Here is a 14847-nt window from a genome sequence, read left to right on the forward strand (position 1 = left end):
TGTGTTTTTTCTGTCATTTAAGTCAATAAATATGATTTGAATCGATATTTTCAGTCATCTATCAACCAAATGATCATTCTTTTGTTGAACGCGAAATGACTGAAACCACCAACTTATAAGATTTTAAATCGCCATCTTAATATAAAAATAAATCATAAAATCAATAAAAACATAAGGTTGTTTGGTTTTTGTTTTTTTGATTTGTAGATTTGATATAATAAAATTTACGCTACCTAATTTTAATGTTCACAATTATGTAGAACATCCCGTTTTTTTTAAAAGAGTGCTATATGATTAAATGGATCATATTGGCGATTTTTGTGATTTCTGCTTTGTATATCCAAAATCGCGGTAAAGTACGACATTCGTTTTATCGTCAATTTTTTGATCATTCAACGATACTCGCACCGATTAACTTTCTCATGTATATGTTTTCAAAAGTGCCGAATCAGCCTTATATCGACACGCAATATTTTAAAGATTTAAAAGTATTGGATGAAAACTGGGAAATGATTCGCGATGAAGCGCGAGCTTTATATGCTAAAGGCGGAATTAAAGCCTCAAGTACATATGATGACTTAGGTTTTAACTCATTTTTTAAGACAGGTTGGAAGCGTTTTTATTTAAAATGGTATGATTCTGCACATCCATCGGCAGCGGGACTTTGTCCGAAAACTACAGCACTATTGAAAACCTTACCGACGATCAAGGCAGCAATGTTTACTGAACTTGCCCCTGATAGCCGTTTAGTGCGTCATCGTGATCCTTATGCAGGATCTTTGCGTTACCATTTGGGATTGATTACACCGAATGACGATCGTTGCTTTATTGATGTGGATGGACAACGTTATTCATGGCGTGATGGTGAAAGTGTGGTTTTTGATGAAACCTATATTCATTATGCTGAAAATACCACCAATCAAAATCGTATTATTTTCTTTGCCGATGTTGAACGTCCTTTAAAAACCAAGTTAATGGAGCGCTTTAACCATTGGTTTGGTAAAAAAGTCATGACGGCTGCCAGCTCGCCAAATGAAGCAGGTGACCAAACTGGTGGCTTAAACAAAGTTTTTGGTTATGTTTATCAAATTCGTATCAAGGCGAAAGCGCTGAAAAAATCCAATCGCACATTGTACTATTTTTTAAAATGGTTCTTGATGTTAGGTATTTTCTTCCTGATTTTTATTCGCCCTTATATGTCACAGATCATTGCTTTTATTCAAAAGTTAATCTGATTTAAAGCGCCCGTTTTGGGCGTTTTTTATTGTATAAATAAATGATTCAACAAGCTTATTTCAGCTAGAATATTATTTTGTAAAACAAATGATAAAGAACGTGATGCAAAAATTTCATACTAAAATTGATTGGTGGGTGCTAGGTTTTTTAATTGCCATGACGGGTTTACTGGTTCAATTGCTGTTTACCATGTATGCCAAAGGAACAATGGTCGAATATCCAGAGCACACCACTGTTTATATTCTAACGATTGCTGTGATTTGGTGGCCTGTATTCAATACCCGTTATATGATTCAAGATGGAACATTGAGTATTTCTTGCTTATTTTTAAAATGGCATATTCCATTGGCAAGCATTCAAAAGATTACTCCCACTCATCATTCGATTGCATCGCCAGCTTTATCTTTAGATCGGTTGAAAATTGAATATGAGAAAGAGGGTGAAATTAAGCAGGTTTTGATTTCTCCAAGAAATCAGCATGCCTTTATTGCGGCTGTAGAGAAACAACAAGCTCTCAAATAACGATTGAATCTACTTCAGTATAGGCATCAGAAAACGCGGCTTAAGCATTAAATTAGACATGAACCATCGAGAACAATAATGATCCCTATTGGTACTTTCAGCTTTCTACAATTCTTTTTGTTATTTATCTGCCCAATATTAGGGGTAGTTTCATGCATCATCTTGATTGTCTTGGGACTGAATTATTGCATTCAAAAATTTATCAATAAGGTTCCCCATCAGCGTTTCCTGTCACTGAAAGTAAAATGTTTTTTAGTGTGCTTTGCAGCTTTGAATAGTTGGAATATCTATCTGTATATTGTGTCAGCGCAAGTCAGTGATGAGGTCAGTCTTTCGATGGAAAATAAAGAAAAACGCAAACGTTTTATATTGCCAGTGGATTATGTCTATGATGGTTTTGTATTTCCCCAAGGAACATTGATCAACGCATATAATGTACATGACGATGGTGAACGTTATCGTTATTTAACACTTTCGGGGCTTGAGCAAGCACGTTTTCAACAGCCTGTATATATTGCAGGTGTCTGGGCGAATGCGATTAAAGTCGACTCAGATCATGAGTTTTTAATTGAACTTTCAAAAGATCAAGATATTTCACCTGTTTACATTCCGGATGGTCAAGGTGAATTTAAAATAGATTCTGTCCATACTTCAAGACATTGTAAAAAAGATCAAATCGCACAATATACAGTGAATTCTGGTTACTATCCTGATAAAGATTATACCAGTGAAGACTGGTATACACTTGAAAAGGAACGTTTTGATCCAAAACAATGGCTGTTTAGAGGCTGTTTTTCCGCTCCGCCAATCTATGTCGATCGCCCTTATCCACAAACAAAATTATATGATGAAGAACGAATGAGCGAGGTAACGAATGCTGCAATAATTTAAAATTGGCTGTTTTAAGGCATTAAAGACTTATTTTTAAAAAACAGTTTCAGAATTAAATACAATTAAAATGCTTGAAAATAGACTTAAAAGCATCACATTATGAGGTGTAGAGCGGAACAACAGGTTTAATGTGAACGAAAACGCACGAACAAATATTGAAAAGATTTTAGCCAATATGACCACCTTACCCGGTGTCTATAAAATGCTGGGAAAAGATGGTGAATTGTTATATGTGGGAAAAGCCAAAAATCTAAAAAATCGTGTATCAAGTTATTTTGTCAAAACCATTGAACATCCCAAAACTCAAGCATTGGTTGCACGAATCTATAATATTGAAACCTTGGTGGTTCGTTCCGAAACCGAAGCACTATTGCTTGAGCAAAATCTAATCAAGCTGCATCGTCCGCCTTATAACATTATGCTGCGTGATGACAAGTCATATGTTTATATCTTTGTATCCGCAGATAAGCCTTACCCGCGTATTGCTTCAGGACGAGGCAAAGGGAAGCATCAGGTGGGTAAATTTTTTGGACCTTATCCCAGTGCGTATAATGCGCGGGATACGCTGCTGGTTTTACAGAAACTATTTAATGTGCGTCAGTGTGAAAACAGCTATTTTTCTCAGCGTAAACGCCCTTGTCTACAGTATCAAATCAAACGCTGTACAGCACCTTGTGTCGGACTGATTAGTCCAGAAGCCTACCATGAAGACGTTCAGAATTCGATTCGCTTTCTCAATGGTGATACCAAAGAGCTGAATCAGGAATTGATTCAGAAAATGGAACAGGCTGCCGAGAATCTAGAATTTGAAAAAGCAGTATTTTATCGTGATCGTATGGCTTTACTCAGAGATGTGCAGGCGCAACAGGCCATATATAAAGTCAAAGGCGAGGCTGATATCTTGGCAATTGCCTATCAGGCGGGCGTGACCTGTGTACAGATCATGCATGTTCGCAATGGTAAAATGCTGGGTGGGAAAAGCTATTTCCCCGATATGCTCGGTGATGATCTGGGGCAAATGCTGGCAGATTTTATTGCCAATTTCTATTTCCAGGTGGCCGATGAAATCCCTGTTGAACTGATTGTGAATGTTGAGGTTTCGGATCGCAAAGAATTAGAAGCGGCACTACACCAGCAATTTGAAAAGAAAATCCAGATCAAACACAAGGTTCGGGAAACACGTGCTGAATGGCTGGAGTTGGCTGAAATGAATGTTCAGCATGCCATCAAAGGTAAACTCGCCAATCATTTGGAATTAAATGAACGTTTTCATCAGCTTGAACAAGTCTGCGGTCGCCCAATTGACAGCATTGAATGTTTTGATATCTCCCACACGATGGGTGAGGCAACGATTGCTTCATGTGTGGTATTCGATGCAGGTGGGGCTCGTAAGCGCGATTACCGCCAATTCTCCATTGAAGACATTACGGGTGGTGATGATTATGCTGCAATGCGCCAAGCACTGACTCGACGTTATAAAAAAGCCATGTTGCCTGATTTATTGCTGATCGATGGGGGCAAAGGCCAGTTACATATGGCGATGGAAGTGATGCAAGAATTGGGCTTGGAGGCATTTATGGTGGGAGTGTCTAAAGGTGAGGGTCGAAAACCAGGTTTAGAAACCTTACATTTTACCGACGGTACTAAAATACAACTTCCAGAAGACCACAAAGCCCTGCATTTGATTCAACAAGTTCGCGATGAAGCACATCGTTTTGCCATCACAAAACATCGCGCTAAGCGTGATAAGCGTCGTGGTGGTTCGGTGCTTGAAGCAATTCCCGGTTTAGGACCAAAGCGTCGCCGTGATTTACTTACGCATTTTGGTGGTATTCAAGGCGTCCTCAAAGCATCAGAACATGATTTAAAAAATGTTCCGGGGCTTGGTGAGGTCATGGCGCGTATGATTTATAAAGTACTGCATGAGTAAGCTGTTGTTTTCAATTATCTGATGTATTTGCCAAAACGACCATTGACGCATGAGTCATTGATCATTTTCATCTTGCTTCAAATGTGGAACAGTACCGCAAAGGTCAAAAAATTGGACAGATCATGTCATTAGAATCGCTGTTTCAGCAGATTGAGCAAAAGCAATGGATTGATATTCCTCAAGGATGGTTACAGGGACGTACAATTTTTGGCGGTCTTGTCGCGGGTATGTTGATTCATAAAGCCATCACCACGATCGCTGATACTGAGAAAAAGCTACTCAGCTGTAGCATTACTTTTGTAGGTCCTGTTGAAGAAGCACCAGTTAAATTAACTGCCGAAATTCTTCGTCAAGGCAAGTCGGTGACGACAATTGAAGTTCGACTGTGGCAAAATGAAGCTGTGCAGAGTATTCTGATTGCCAGTTTCGGAAGTCAACGTGATTCAAAAATCCAGGTCGCAAAAGAGCCTCAAATTCCTGACTTTCCTTCAATTGAGCAAATGAATATTGTCCCGAAGTACTTACCTTTTCCTGAATGTGTAAAGAATTTTCAACTGGGATGGACGGAAGGTCATTATCCCATGACAGGCAGTAAACAGCCTGATTTTGCAGGGCGCTGTCGTTTTGATCCCGAGCTTCATCGTAATCGTGAAATGCAAGTTGCAGATCTGATGACGCTGATGGATGTTTGGCCACCGGGGGTATTGCCCATGTTTAAAATGCCTGCGCCTGCCAGTTCATTGACTTGGCATGTCACTTTGATTCATCCACTGAACAATCAATTGAATGATTGGTTTAAATATCAAGTGATCACAGACTTTGCTGAACATGGCTACGCAACGGAGCATGCCTATTTATGGGACGAGCAAAATCGCCTCATTGCGATTGCAAGACAGACAGTTACTGTATTTGCCTAGTCGACAGTTTTATATGAATCGTATAAAGTATGAATCAAATAGAGCTTTACTCTACATGATTATTTACCATTAAATTGGGTAAATAGGGGACTCACTGGCGGTGTCTATGACTACAGGTCGTATCCTGAATATTCCAAATATCTTGACGCTTGCTCGGATTGCGTTAATTCCAGTTTTTTTAATCATCGCCTATTGGCCACCTGCAATTGGAGTAGGTGGACATACTGGTGGCATGACACGACATATTATTTTGACTGCAATTTTTGTGATTGCAGCAGTGACGGACTGGTTTGATGGTTATCTGGCTCGAACCTTGAACCAGACGTCAGCATTTGGTCGCTTTCTGGATCCTGTTGCAGATAAATTGATGGTTGCGGCAGCTTTAATTGTATTGGTGCAATGGCAACCTAGCATTGCAATGGCGTTTGCTGCAATTGTCATTATTTCACGTGAGATTACGGTTTCAGCATTACGAGAGTGGATGGCTGAACTAGGTGCGCGTACCAATGTTGCAGTATCCACTGTAGGTAAGTATAAAACGGCATTTCAAATGATTGCGATCACGGTATTTCTATTGAATTGGCAACCTCTTGAAATGTTGGCTTATGCATTACTATATACAGCCGTTATTCTGACACTATGGTCTATGTTCATTTACCTCAAAGCAGCTTGGCCTTATTTAAAGCAGCCTTGATATGCCTCTCTTTTTATTTGAAAATTTGGCAGAGTGGGAAATTTGAGTATTTTACCGCTATGCCATGAATCAAAACGCAAATCATTTCTGGTTCCTGTCAGACTCACTTGTTTTAATTAAAATCTTCGTCTGAATTTTATCTGGTTGAATGACCTGTTTTTTTAACTGCCCAATGCCCAGATAAGAGATTGATGGCTATCTTATGCTATATTGTTGCAACATAAGATCAAAATAATACTGTAACGGGAAGATTGATAAGTACGCCGTTCTCAGTCGAAATCAGGAATATTTATGTCATCATTGCTTTATTTATCAAATCAAAACTTATATTTATTAGACGGAAATAAAAGTCTAAATGTACCCTGCCAAGCGATTGATCAATATAAGAAAAATCTAGTTGAGATTCAGCAGCGTAAAGAGTGGAAAACCAAAGGTACCGGTGCTCAGTTTATGGGAAATTTTTCACAAGATGAGCAAGTTGATTTAAATCATATTTTTCCGACGGATGTGGTTTTAACATCGGATGATAAACTGATTTATACCGCATGTTTGCAAGAAGGTACATCAATTAATATTAAATCTCTCAAAGATTTGCAAGAAACCGAAGGCTTGATCCTCAGAAAAAATGATTTTGTGGTTCAGGACATGGCATATGATGAAGCCAACCAGCGTTTAGCACTGTCTGTCCATTCAAATGGGTATGAACGCCATATTTGTATTTTACCCTTAGATGCCAATCGGACACAGTATTTAACAGAAGGCGACTGTCAGGACTCGAATCCATGTTTTGACTCTAGAGACCCTATGCAACTTTATTATGACTCCTGTGGTCTGGCTTATGGTGAGCATCGCATCGCCTATAGCCCAAAAGAAATCTACCATTTAGATATGGGAACAGGTGAGTTACAAACGGTGGTATCGGATCCTAAATTTGATTTTTTTAAACCCAAAATGGATGGTTTAGGAAATTTATATTTTATTAAACGACCTTATTCACGTGATGGCAGTCATCACTCGCCAGTGACCACAATGAAAGATATTATTTTTGCACCGTTCAAAATTATTCGGGCAATTGTTGGCTGGTTGGACTTTTTTACTCAACGATATACTGGCGAATCGTTAAAAACAACATCGGGCAACAATCCTGCAAAGTCTCAACAAAAATCAGAAGAAGAATTATTTGTTGAAGGCAATCTCATCAAAGCGCAACAAAATTTGGAGCGTAATCAGAAGTCTGGAGAAAAATATCCTGGCATGATTCCAAACTCTTGGGAGCTGGTTAAAATGTCACCTGACGGGGAAATGCGCACATTAAAGCGAGGAGTGATGAGCTTCGCTTTAAAAGACAACAGTATTTTTTATTCTAATGGAAAATATCTCATAGAAATTGATGCAAATCAAAATGAGCATTTAAGGATAGAAGCTAAACTGATTTCAAAGATTATCTGTTGATTAATTAATGATTTTGAAGTGAAGAAAGTGTTTGGCTTTACCTTTTTCGTATTGAGCATTGTTGCGAAAGTGAGCTTAGCCATGACTTTTCAATGTGATTCAGCTTGATTAACTTGTAACTTCTGCCATTACAAACAGTCATACTTTTGTCTTTAAAGGGTTTTATCCACAGGATGCTTCATCATACAAGGAGTATTGAGGCTTCACTGAATAAGTCATGCAATGGTTAAATACTTATTGATGACTCATCCAAAACACATCAGTTTTTGACAATGGTGAGCGATGTGCCATCAAATCCTGCTGTAAGCTGATCTGTGTGTTTAAGTGAAAATTGCCCTTTTTCTGATTCTCTACAAAGAAATACCGATATTGATTGAAAATCTGCGCGACTGACGAATAAATCCTGTATAGACAGTGTCCATTTTTCTCCTGAACGCAGTTGAGCAATTCGGTTCGAAATTTGCTTGAGCAGATCCATTTTATTCATCCTGATGAATGTGATACATACTTTGCTCTATCATTAAACAATCGTATTGATCACATTAAGTATTTTGTCCTAATGGTTGGGAAGTTGCCGATCAAGCTGATCGGACATGACCATTTTGTGACATGGATATTGCAGTTTAGTGACAATCAAGCAAGCATTTAGAAATAAATGGGCTTTTCTATTTATCTGCTGAAAAATTCGAATTTGCCAAAATATATTCAATTTCATCTTTTGCAGCAGTTTGAAGCTTGCTGCGGAACGAGCTTACTGCTTGTTCTATCAATGTTTCGGCTTCTAGTTCAAGGCGTAACCGGACACTTTCTAATTCAGAAATGATCTGTGTATCAGCAATACCAAATTGTCCATTGGCATAGTCAATTGCAGGGGTATCTGGATTTTTACTGTATTTTTCACTATACATTGAAATTTCACGATCAATGTGTTGACGTAAATTTTGTAAATTTAGTGTTTGATGTTCAAACTGTTGAATTTCATCTTTTTGTAATGCCAGGTTATAGGCGTCCTGTCGTGCGCGCTTTTCAGCCAAAGACTTTTCTAACGCCAATTGTTTACGGATACGTGCTTCTTCAATCAATTGCGCCTTTAAATCTGCATAAGCTTGTTCTACTTTGAGTTGAGCAACTTGCATTTCACGTTGGTCGTTGCTTAACCAATTTTGTACATCCGTTTTTGGACTGAGAAGATCACAGATGCGATTAAGGTCATCTACAAAAGTTTGGCGTACAGCCTCAGGCGTATCTAGCCAACGCTTTTTAAAATCTTGACCGACATTTAATGTCACCGCATATCTCCTTGGGAAAATATTTAAAATTTATAACTTATAAGTTTGAGGCAGAGTACCCATGTTTCTATAGGCCTTGTATTTCTCTCGACCAACTTGCTTTGCAAACTCATCATTTTCGATGATTTCTATAATGTGACTAAATTGTGTCACTTGTTCAAGTGCTTGACTGTTAAAATTAAACACAATCCATTCAGATGATTCGGGAAGTTTGGATGAAATACAGATCGGTGCGTCGACTTGATCAATACCATGTGCCAGAAAACTGCCGGGATCAAAACACCACAAATATTCATCCAGTTGTTGTTGCATGTCTGTGTCAGGGCAATGCAGCCAGATTTTAGCTGCATTTCGTAGAATTTTACGACATAAACGACAAGCACTCTCCACTTGTCGTTCAGGGCTTTTTTCGAACAAATAAAAGCTAATTTTAGCCATTCGTCGTTACACGATTGGCAATGAATTGCATGAGTAATGGTACTGGACGACCAGTAGCGCCTTTGTTTGCGCCAGAGTTCCAAGCTGTACCCGCAATATCCAGGTGTGCCCAACGGTAGTCACGAGTAAAGCGTTCCAAGAAACACGCTGCGGTGACTGCACCTGCTTTAGGACCACCAATATTGGCGATATCAGCAAATGGTGAGTCAAGTTGCTCTTGATAGTCATCATACACTGGCATGCGCCATACACGGTCAAATGATGTATGTCCTGCCGCAGTGATTTCTTCTGCAAGTTCATCATCAGGTGTAAATAAGCCTGAAACCACCGAGCCCAATGCGACTACACAGGCACCCGTTAATGTTGCAATATCGATCACCAAAGCAGGGTTGAAACGCTTGATATAGGTTAATGTATCGCAAAGTACCAAACGACCTTCTGCATCTGTGTTTAAGATTTCAACGGTTTGTCCACTCATGGTGGTGACAATATCACCTGGGCGTGTTGCATGACCTGATGGCATGTTTTCAGCAGCAGCAATGGCACCAACCACATGAATCGGTAATTGAGCTTCACATAAGGCACGGATGGTACCCAAGACCGATGCTGAGCCACACATATCAAATTTCATTTCATCCATGCCTAAGCCTGGTTTCAGTGATATGCCCCCGGTATCAAAAGTAACGCCCTTACCAACCAATACAATTGGTGCTTGCTCTATATCCGCCTTATATTCAAGTGTGATCACACGTCCAGGTCGGTCAGAACCTTTGCTCACGGCAAGAAAAGCATTCATGCCTAAATCAGCCAACTGCTGTTCTTCGAGTACAGTGACTTTTAGTAAATCTGGAAATTCAGCAGCTAAAGCACGGGCTTGTTCTGCTAAATATTCTGGGAAGCAAATATTTGGCGGGCAATTACCCAGGTCACGCGTATAGTTTTGACCTTTTTGCACAGCAGAGATCAAATGCAGTTTTTCAGTATTTAAATCTGATTGTGTCGCAATAAATTCAATGCTTTCTAGACTAAATTCATTTTTTTTAGATTTATACTCATCATAACCATAAGCGGCTTGAGTTAAACTTAATGCAAATAAATAGTGCAATTCTGAAGGGAGAGCAGAGATATCAATACTGATTTGCTGGAATTTTTTTTGTGACGCTTTGATAATGGTTTGTGCGATTTTTGCTAATTTTGCAACTTTGATTTCAGATGCTTTGTCTAAACCAATTAAGGTGCATTGTGCAACTTGAGTCAGCTTTCCGATAAGTGGTAAAGTTTCATTCAAGCTTGCTTTATATTGAATGCTGTCAATCAATGTATTTAAATCATTGATTTTATATGTTTTTTGGACCTGTTTTAAGTTTTCAGAATCCACCAGAATGAATAACGCCTGGCGAGATGTAGACGCTGAAAATGACGTATTGATCGTAAGTTTCATATGTTGTCTTTGTGCCTGTTGTACATTTCAAATCATTAAACCATTGAACCACTTCAAATGGTAGAATTTCAATCTAGTTTTATAATTTTAACTTCGGGTAAACTAGCGCTACGTCATGATACTACCCTTATTTGGAAGATTAATTTGATTATTCGACGCTACCTTGTCAAACAAGTCGTTTCGACCTCCTTAGTGGTGGTTGCATTATTGACACTCATCATGATGGGTGGGCAACTGATTAAGCAATTTGGTCGTGCTGCAATGGGGCGTGTAGATCCAAGTATTCTCTTGAGTATTATTGGATTTCGTTTACCTGAGTTCCTGACCTTAATTCTTCCATTGGGTTTCTTTATCGGGCTGATGTTGGTTTTTGGCCGTTTATATGTTGATCATGAAATGGCAGTGCTCAATGGCAGTGGGATCAGTCGCATTCAGGTTGCTCGATTATTAATTCCATTGACCATTGTTTATTTGTTTGTACAAAGTGCATTAATGATCTGGATTTCACCTTGGGGAATTCGTCAGTATGAGCAATTGGTTTCTACCCAAGCTGTGCGAACCGGATTTGATTTAGTTCGACCCAGAGAATTTATTTCATCGGGCGCATATACGATTTATGCCGGCTCTCTGTCTGAAGATCGAAAAAACCTCAAAGATATTTTCTTTTATCAGCGTGCAGAGAAAGAGGGTAAACCTGATGTAATGATTTTAGCGAAAGAAGCGACACGTGTGGAAATGGCCAATGAAACCGCAAGTGTTGTAGACTTGGTTCTAGGTCGACGCTATGAAATTTATCCAGGAACACCGAAATATAGTCAAACGGAATTCCAAACCTACCGTTTACGTTTAGAAAATAATAAAGAAGCAAAGTTTGAAAGTGATGAAGTTGAAGCACTAAGTTTTGGCAAATTACTTGAAAATAAAGATGATCCAGTCATCCAGAGTGAATTGGGGTGGCGGTTATTTGTACCATTTTCAATGATTGTAGCACTCATGCTGGCAACAGCCTTATGCGAAGTCAGCCCACGTCAGGGTCGCTACCTTAAACTCTTCCCTGCCTTATTGATTTTTGCCAGTTTGATTGTGGCGTTAATGGCGATTAGAACAAGGATCAGCAAAGATGAAGTCGGGATCTGGGCATATCCTGCAATACTCTTGTTCTATGCGATTGCCGCTGCTTTATTTTCAAGAAAGCAGAAGTTGGCACCTAAGATTAAGAAGCAAATACAGCGAGTGAAATCATAATGTTAGCACGTAGAATTGTCGCAAAACATGTGACCAAAACCACCGTACTCGCTATGCTAGGCGCAACAGCTGTGCTGTCCATTCTGCAGATTTTATTCACGTATTTAGGTGAGCTCAGTAGCTTAAAAGACAATTATACAGCGTGGAATGCATTGCAGTATGTTTTGTGGGGCGCACCTCGTTATCTCTATGAAATTCTTCCCATTGCTGCTTTGATCGGTGCTGTTTTAGGTTTAGGCTCTATGGCATCAAATAGTGAGTTGATCGTCATGCGCGCCGCAGGCATTAGCTTATGGCGTATTGTTGGATGGGTGATGCGTTCAGCGATGCTTTTGGTGGTGCTTTCTTTTGCTTTAAGTGAATTTGTTATTCCTTATACCAATGAGCAAGCCAAAAGTATTAAAAGTCATCGTAGCGTCGCTGCACTGGGTGAAGTAAAAGGCTATTGGACACGTGAAGGGCAACGATTTATCTATATTGACTATGCCAATTCACAAGGGACGTTGAAACAAGTTCAGGTGGTGGATTTCGATGAAAACTATCGAATGAAATCTTTGCTCAATTCTGAAGAAGGTCAGTTTTTAAAAGAAGGGCAATGGAATTTAAAACAGACGGCTCAAGTCAATTTACTTGCCAATGGTCAAGCACAGGTGATTGATCAAAATCAGCAGAATCTAGCGCTTGCACTACAGCCTAAATATGTCCATATGGTAACAATTGATCCAGAAGATTTAGCACCAAGTCAGTTGTTAAGTTTTATGGATTATATGCATGAATACAGCCAAGTACCGAAAACCTATCTGTTGGCTTTCTGGAAAAATGTTGGTTCGCCTTTTGCCTTGCTGGCACTGGTTTTGATTGCCTGTTCATTTATTTTTGGACCTTTGCGTCAGCAATCCATGGGATTCCGTTTGGTGATCGCCTTATTTGTGGGCTTGGCATTCTATTATGTACAGGACTTTTTAGGTTATGCCAGTCTGATTTATGCTCCATCACCAGCATGGTTTGTCTTTTTACCGATCGTATTTATGTTTGGTATAGGGAGCTATTTATTGTATCGCGCTCGATAATAACTCGATACTGAGAGCAGGGTAAACTACAGCGAATGAGACAAGAATTTTAGATCGTGGCAAGCGGTTATTGCCATTGTCTGAGGATAGAGTCTGCCGTAAAAAAACGGTAAGATATGACGATTAATTTGTAAACAGTAAAAAGAGTGTAAATCATGACGGATGCAACTGCTGGCAAAATCCCTCACGTTCTGGTGATTATGGATGGTGTGGGTCATCGTGAAGCGGTCGAAGATAATGCGTTTTTAGCAGCAAAAACGCCAAATCTAACCATGATGCAAGAAAAGCATCCGCATAGTTTAATTTCAGGTTCTGGTGAAGATGTGGGTTTGCCAGACGGTCAAATGGGTAACTCAGAAGTCGGGCACATGAATTTGGGTGCTGGTCGTGTGTTGTACCAAGACTTCACTCGCATTACCAAAGACATTCGTACGGGTGCTTTTTTTGAACATGAAGTATTGGTCGATGCCGTAGAAAAAGCCAAAGCGGCAAATGGCGCTGTCCACATTATGGGCTTGTTGTCTGAAGGTGGCGTACATTCACATCAAGATCATATTATTGCAATGTGTGAGTTGGCTTTAAAACGTGGTGCAAAAGTTTATTTGCATGCATTTTTAGATGGTCGTGATACCCCTCCACGCAGTGCAAAACCTTCTTTAGAAAAATTGGACGCGATCTTTGCGCAATACCCTCAACAAGGTCGTATTGCGACAATCATAGGTCGTTACTTTGCAATGGATCGTGATAACCGTTGGGATCGTGTAGAGCAAGCTTATCGCTTAATTACGGAAGGTGAAGCTTTGCGCGTTGTTGATTCAGCAACTGAAGGTTTAGAACAAGCCTACGCGGCGAATGAAAATGATGAGTTTGTAAAAGCAACGCGTATCGGCGACATCGCAAAAGTTCAAGATGGCGACAGCATTGTTTTTATGAACTTCCGTGCGGATCGTGCCCGTGAAATTACCAAAGCTTTTGTAGAAAAAGATTTTGCTGGCTTTGAGCGCAAAGTGGTCCCTCAACTTTCAAAGTTTGTCATGCTGACACGCTATCAGGCAACTATTGATGCGCCTGTGGCTTATATGCCAGAAGAATTAAAAAATTCAATTGGTGAGTACCTTTCATCTTTAGGTAAAACTCAATTGCGTATCGCGGAAACAGAAAAATATGCGCATGTGACATTCTTCTTCAGCGGTGGGCGTGAAGATGAGTATCCTGGTGAAAAGCGTATTTTGATTCCATCACCTAAAGTCGCGACTTATGATTTACAACCAGAAATGAGTGCACCTGAAGTGACCGACAAACTTGTCGAGGCAATTAACTCCGGTGAGTTTGATCTTTTGGTCGTGAACTATGCAAATGGTGATATGGTCGGGCATACAGGTGTATTTGATGCAGCAGTTAAAGCTGTTGAAGCAGTCGATGTGAGTTTGGGTCGTTTGTATGAAGCTGTTATGGCAAAACATGGACATATGCTGATTACTGCTGATCATGGCAATGTTGAGCAAATGCAGGACTATGTGAGTGGTCAGGTACATACTCAACATACTACAGAACTTGTACCGTTTATTTATGTTGGTCCTACTTCAGCAACAATTGCAGAAGGCGGCGTGCTTGCAGATGTTGCTCCAACAATCTTAACTTTAATGCAGCTTCCTGTACCACAAGACATGCAAGGTCGCAATTTAATTACATTGAAAGTCTAAATATCATTATTAAAATTTA

General features: G+C 39.6%; 14 protein-coding genes. 10 read left to right on the plus strand and 4 right to left on the minus strand.

The genetic code is table 11. From position 1 onward, the window contains the following. Window positions 1-290 precede the first annotated feature (290 nt). The 7 genes from lpxO (at window position 291) to IMO47_RS09870 (ending at window position 7642) form a co-directional block, all read left to right on the plus strand. The gene (gene lpxO, locus IMO47_RS09840; protein WP_196076998.1) at window positions 291-1235 is read left to right on the plus strand and encodes a lipid A hydroxylase LpxO; all 945 of its coding nucleotides are present in this window, start codon (window positions 291-293) and stop codon (window positions 1233-1235) included. Between the two features lie 103 nt (window positions 1236-1338). Continuing rightward, complete coding sequence (locus tag IMO47_RS09845) at window positions 1339-1758, plus strand: PH domain-containing protein (RefSeq protein WP_196077034.1); 420 nt, start codon at window positions 1339-1341, stop codon at window positions 1756-1758. A gap of 300 nt (window positions 1759-2058) precedes the next feature. Beyond that, window positions 2059-2649: a hypothetical protein gene (locus tag IMO47_RS09850; RefSeq protein ID WP_242052638.1), complete on the plus strand. Its 591-nt coding sequence runs from the start codon at window positions 2059-2061 to the stop codon at window positions 2647-2649. Window positions 2650-2779: 130 nt separating this feature from the next. Then, complete coding sequence (uvrC, locus tag IMO47_RS09855) at window positions 2780-4579, plus strand: excinuclease ABC subunit UvrC (protein ID WP_196077000.1); 1800 nt, start codon at window positions 2780-2782, stop codon at window positions 4577-4579. 122 nt (window positions 4580-4701) lie between these two features. Then, window positions 4702-5496, plus strand: coding sequence for a thioesterase family protein (locus tag IMO47_RS09860; protein WP_196077001.1), 795 nt, complete (start codon window positions 4702-4704; stop codon window positions 5494-5496). A 106-nt stretch (window positions 5497-5602) separates the two neighbouring features. Further along, the gene (gene pgsA, locus IMO47_RS09865; protein WP_196077002.1) at window positions 5603-6190 is read left to right on the plus strand and encodes a CDP-diacylglycerol--glycerol-3-phosphate 3-phosphatidyltransferase; all 588 of its coding nucleotides are present in this window, start codon (window positions 5603-5605) and stop codon (window positions 6188-6190) included. Window positions 6191-6481: 291 nt separating this feature from the next. After that, the gene (locus IMO47_RS09870; protein WP_196077003.1) at window positions 6482-7642 is read left to right on the plus strand and encodes a hypothetical protein; all 1161 of its coding nucleotides are present in this window, start codon (window positions 6482-6484) and stop codon (window positions 7640-7642) included. A gap of 259 nt (window positions 7643-7901) precedes the next feature. Here the strand turns inward: IMO47_RS09870 and IMO47_RS09875 are convergent, their stop codons facing one another. The 4 genes from IMO47_RS09875 to IMO47_RS09890 form a co-directional block, all read right to left on the minus strand. Further along, window positions 7902-8120: a hypothetical protein gene (locus IMO47_RS09875; RefSeq protein WP_196077004.1), complete on the minus strand. Its 219-nt coding sequence runs from the start codon at window positions 8118-8120 to the stop codon at window positions 7902-7904. 187 nt (window positions 8121-8307) lie between these two features. Continuing rightward, window positions 8308-8931 (minus strand): hypothetical protein, encoded by a 624-nt coding sequence (locus tag IMO47_RS09880; RefSeq protein ID WP_196077005.1) that lies wholly within the window; start codon window positions 8929-8931, stop codon window positions 8308-8310. 30 nt (window positions 8932-8961) lie between these two features. Next, entirely contained in the window at window positions 8962-9369 is a 408-nt protein-coding gene (locus IMO47_RS09885; RefSeq protein ID WP_196077006.1) for a DNA polymerase III subunit chi, read from the minus strand. Next, window positions 9362-10810: a leucyl aminopeptidase gene (locus IMO47_RS09890; RefSeq protein ID WP_196077007.1), complete on the minus strand. Its 1449-nt coding sequence runs from the start codon at window positions 10808-10810 to the stop codon at window positions 9362-9364. The genes IMO47_RS09885 and IMO47_RS09890 overlap by 8 nt, the downstream gene beginning before the upstream one ends. Before the next feature lie 144 nt (window positions 10811-10954). Between IMO47_RS09890 and lptF the strand changes: the two genes are divergently transcribed. The 3 genes from lptF to gpmI all read left to right on the plus strand — a co-directional run bounded on the left by lptF (window position 10955) and on the right by gpmI (window position 14828). After that, window positions 10955-12055: an LPS export ABC transporter permease LptF gene (gene lptF / locus IMO47_RS09895; protein ID WP_196077008.1), complete on the plus strand. Its 1101-nt coding sequence runs from the start codon at window positions 10955-10957 to the stop codon at window positions 12053-12055. After that, window positions 12055-13125 carry an LPS export ABC transporter permease LptG gene (gene lptG / locus IMO47_RS09900; RefSeq protein WP_196077009.1) on the plus strand — a complete coding sequence of 357 codons (1071 nt, stop codon included), beginning with the start codon at window positions 12055-12057 and terminating at the stop codon, window positions 13123-13125. The genes lptF and lptG overlap by 1 nt, the downstream gene beginning before the upstream one ends. 155 nt (window positions 13126-13280) lie before the next feature. Beyond that, window positions 13281-14828: a 2,3-bisphosphoglycerate-independent phosphoglycerate mutase gene (gpmI, locus tag IMO47_RS09905; protein ID WP_196077010.1), complete on the plus strand. Its 1548-nt coding sequence runs from the start codon at window positions 13281-13283 to the stop codon at window positions 14826-14828. The last annotated feature ends 19 nt before the right edge of the window (window positions 14829-14847 follow it).

It is taken from the genome of Acinetobacter sp. Res13-Abat-PEC15-P4-01 (genome assembly GCF_015676285.1).
Taxonomy (GTDB): domain Bacteria; phylum Pseudomonadota; class Gammaproteobacteria; order Pseudomonadales; family Moraxellaceae; genus Acinetobacter; species Acinetobacter nematophilus.

Excerpts from the sequence above, each read along its gene's own strand:
- IMO47_RS09875 (WP_196077004.1), bottom strand. The coding sequence starts at position 8,120 with ATGGATCTGCTCAAGCAAATTTCGAACCGAATTGCTCAACTGCGTTCA.
- IMO47_RS09845 (WP_196077034.1), top strand. The coding sequence starts at position 1,339 with ATGCAAAAATTTCATACTAAAATTGATTGGTGGGTGCTAGGTTTTTTA.
- IMO47_RS09890 (WP_196077007.1), bottom strand. The coding sequence starts at position 10,810 with ATGAAACTTACGATCAATACGTCATTTTCAGCGTCTACATCTCGCCAG.
- IMO47_RS09860 (WP_196077001.1), top strand. The coding sequence starts at position 4,702 with ATGTCATTAGAATCGCTGTTTCAGCAGATTGAGCAAAAGCAATGGATT.
- IMO47_RS09870 (WP_196077003.1), top strand. The coding sequence starts at position 6,482 with ATGTCATCATTGCTTTATTTATCAAATCAAAACTTATATTTATTAGAC.
- lptG (WP_196077009.1), top strand. The coding sequence starts at position 12,055 with ATGTTAGCACGTAGAATTGTCGCAAAACATGTGACCAAAACCACCGTA.
- IMO47_RS09885 (WP_196077006.1), bottom strand. The coding sequence starts at position 9,369 with ATGGCTAAAATTAGCTTTTATTTGTTCGAAAAAAGCCCTGAACGACAA.
- pgsA (WP_196077002.1), top strand. The coding sequence starts at position 5,603 with ATGACTACAGGTCGTATCCTGAATATTCCAAATATCTTGACGCTTGCT.
- gpmI (WP_196077010.1), top strand. The coding sequence starts at position 13,281 with ATGACGGATGCAACTGCTGGCAAAATCCCTCACGTTCTGGTGATTATG.
- lpxO (WP_196076998.1), top strand. The coding sequence starts at position 291 with ATGATTAAATGGATCATATTGGCGATTTTTGTGATTTCTGCTTTGTAT.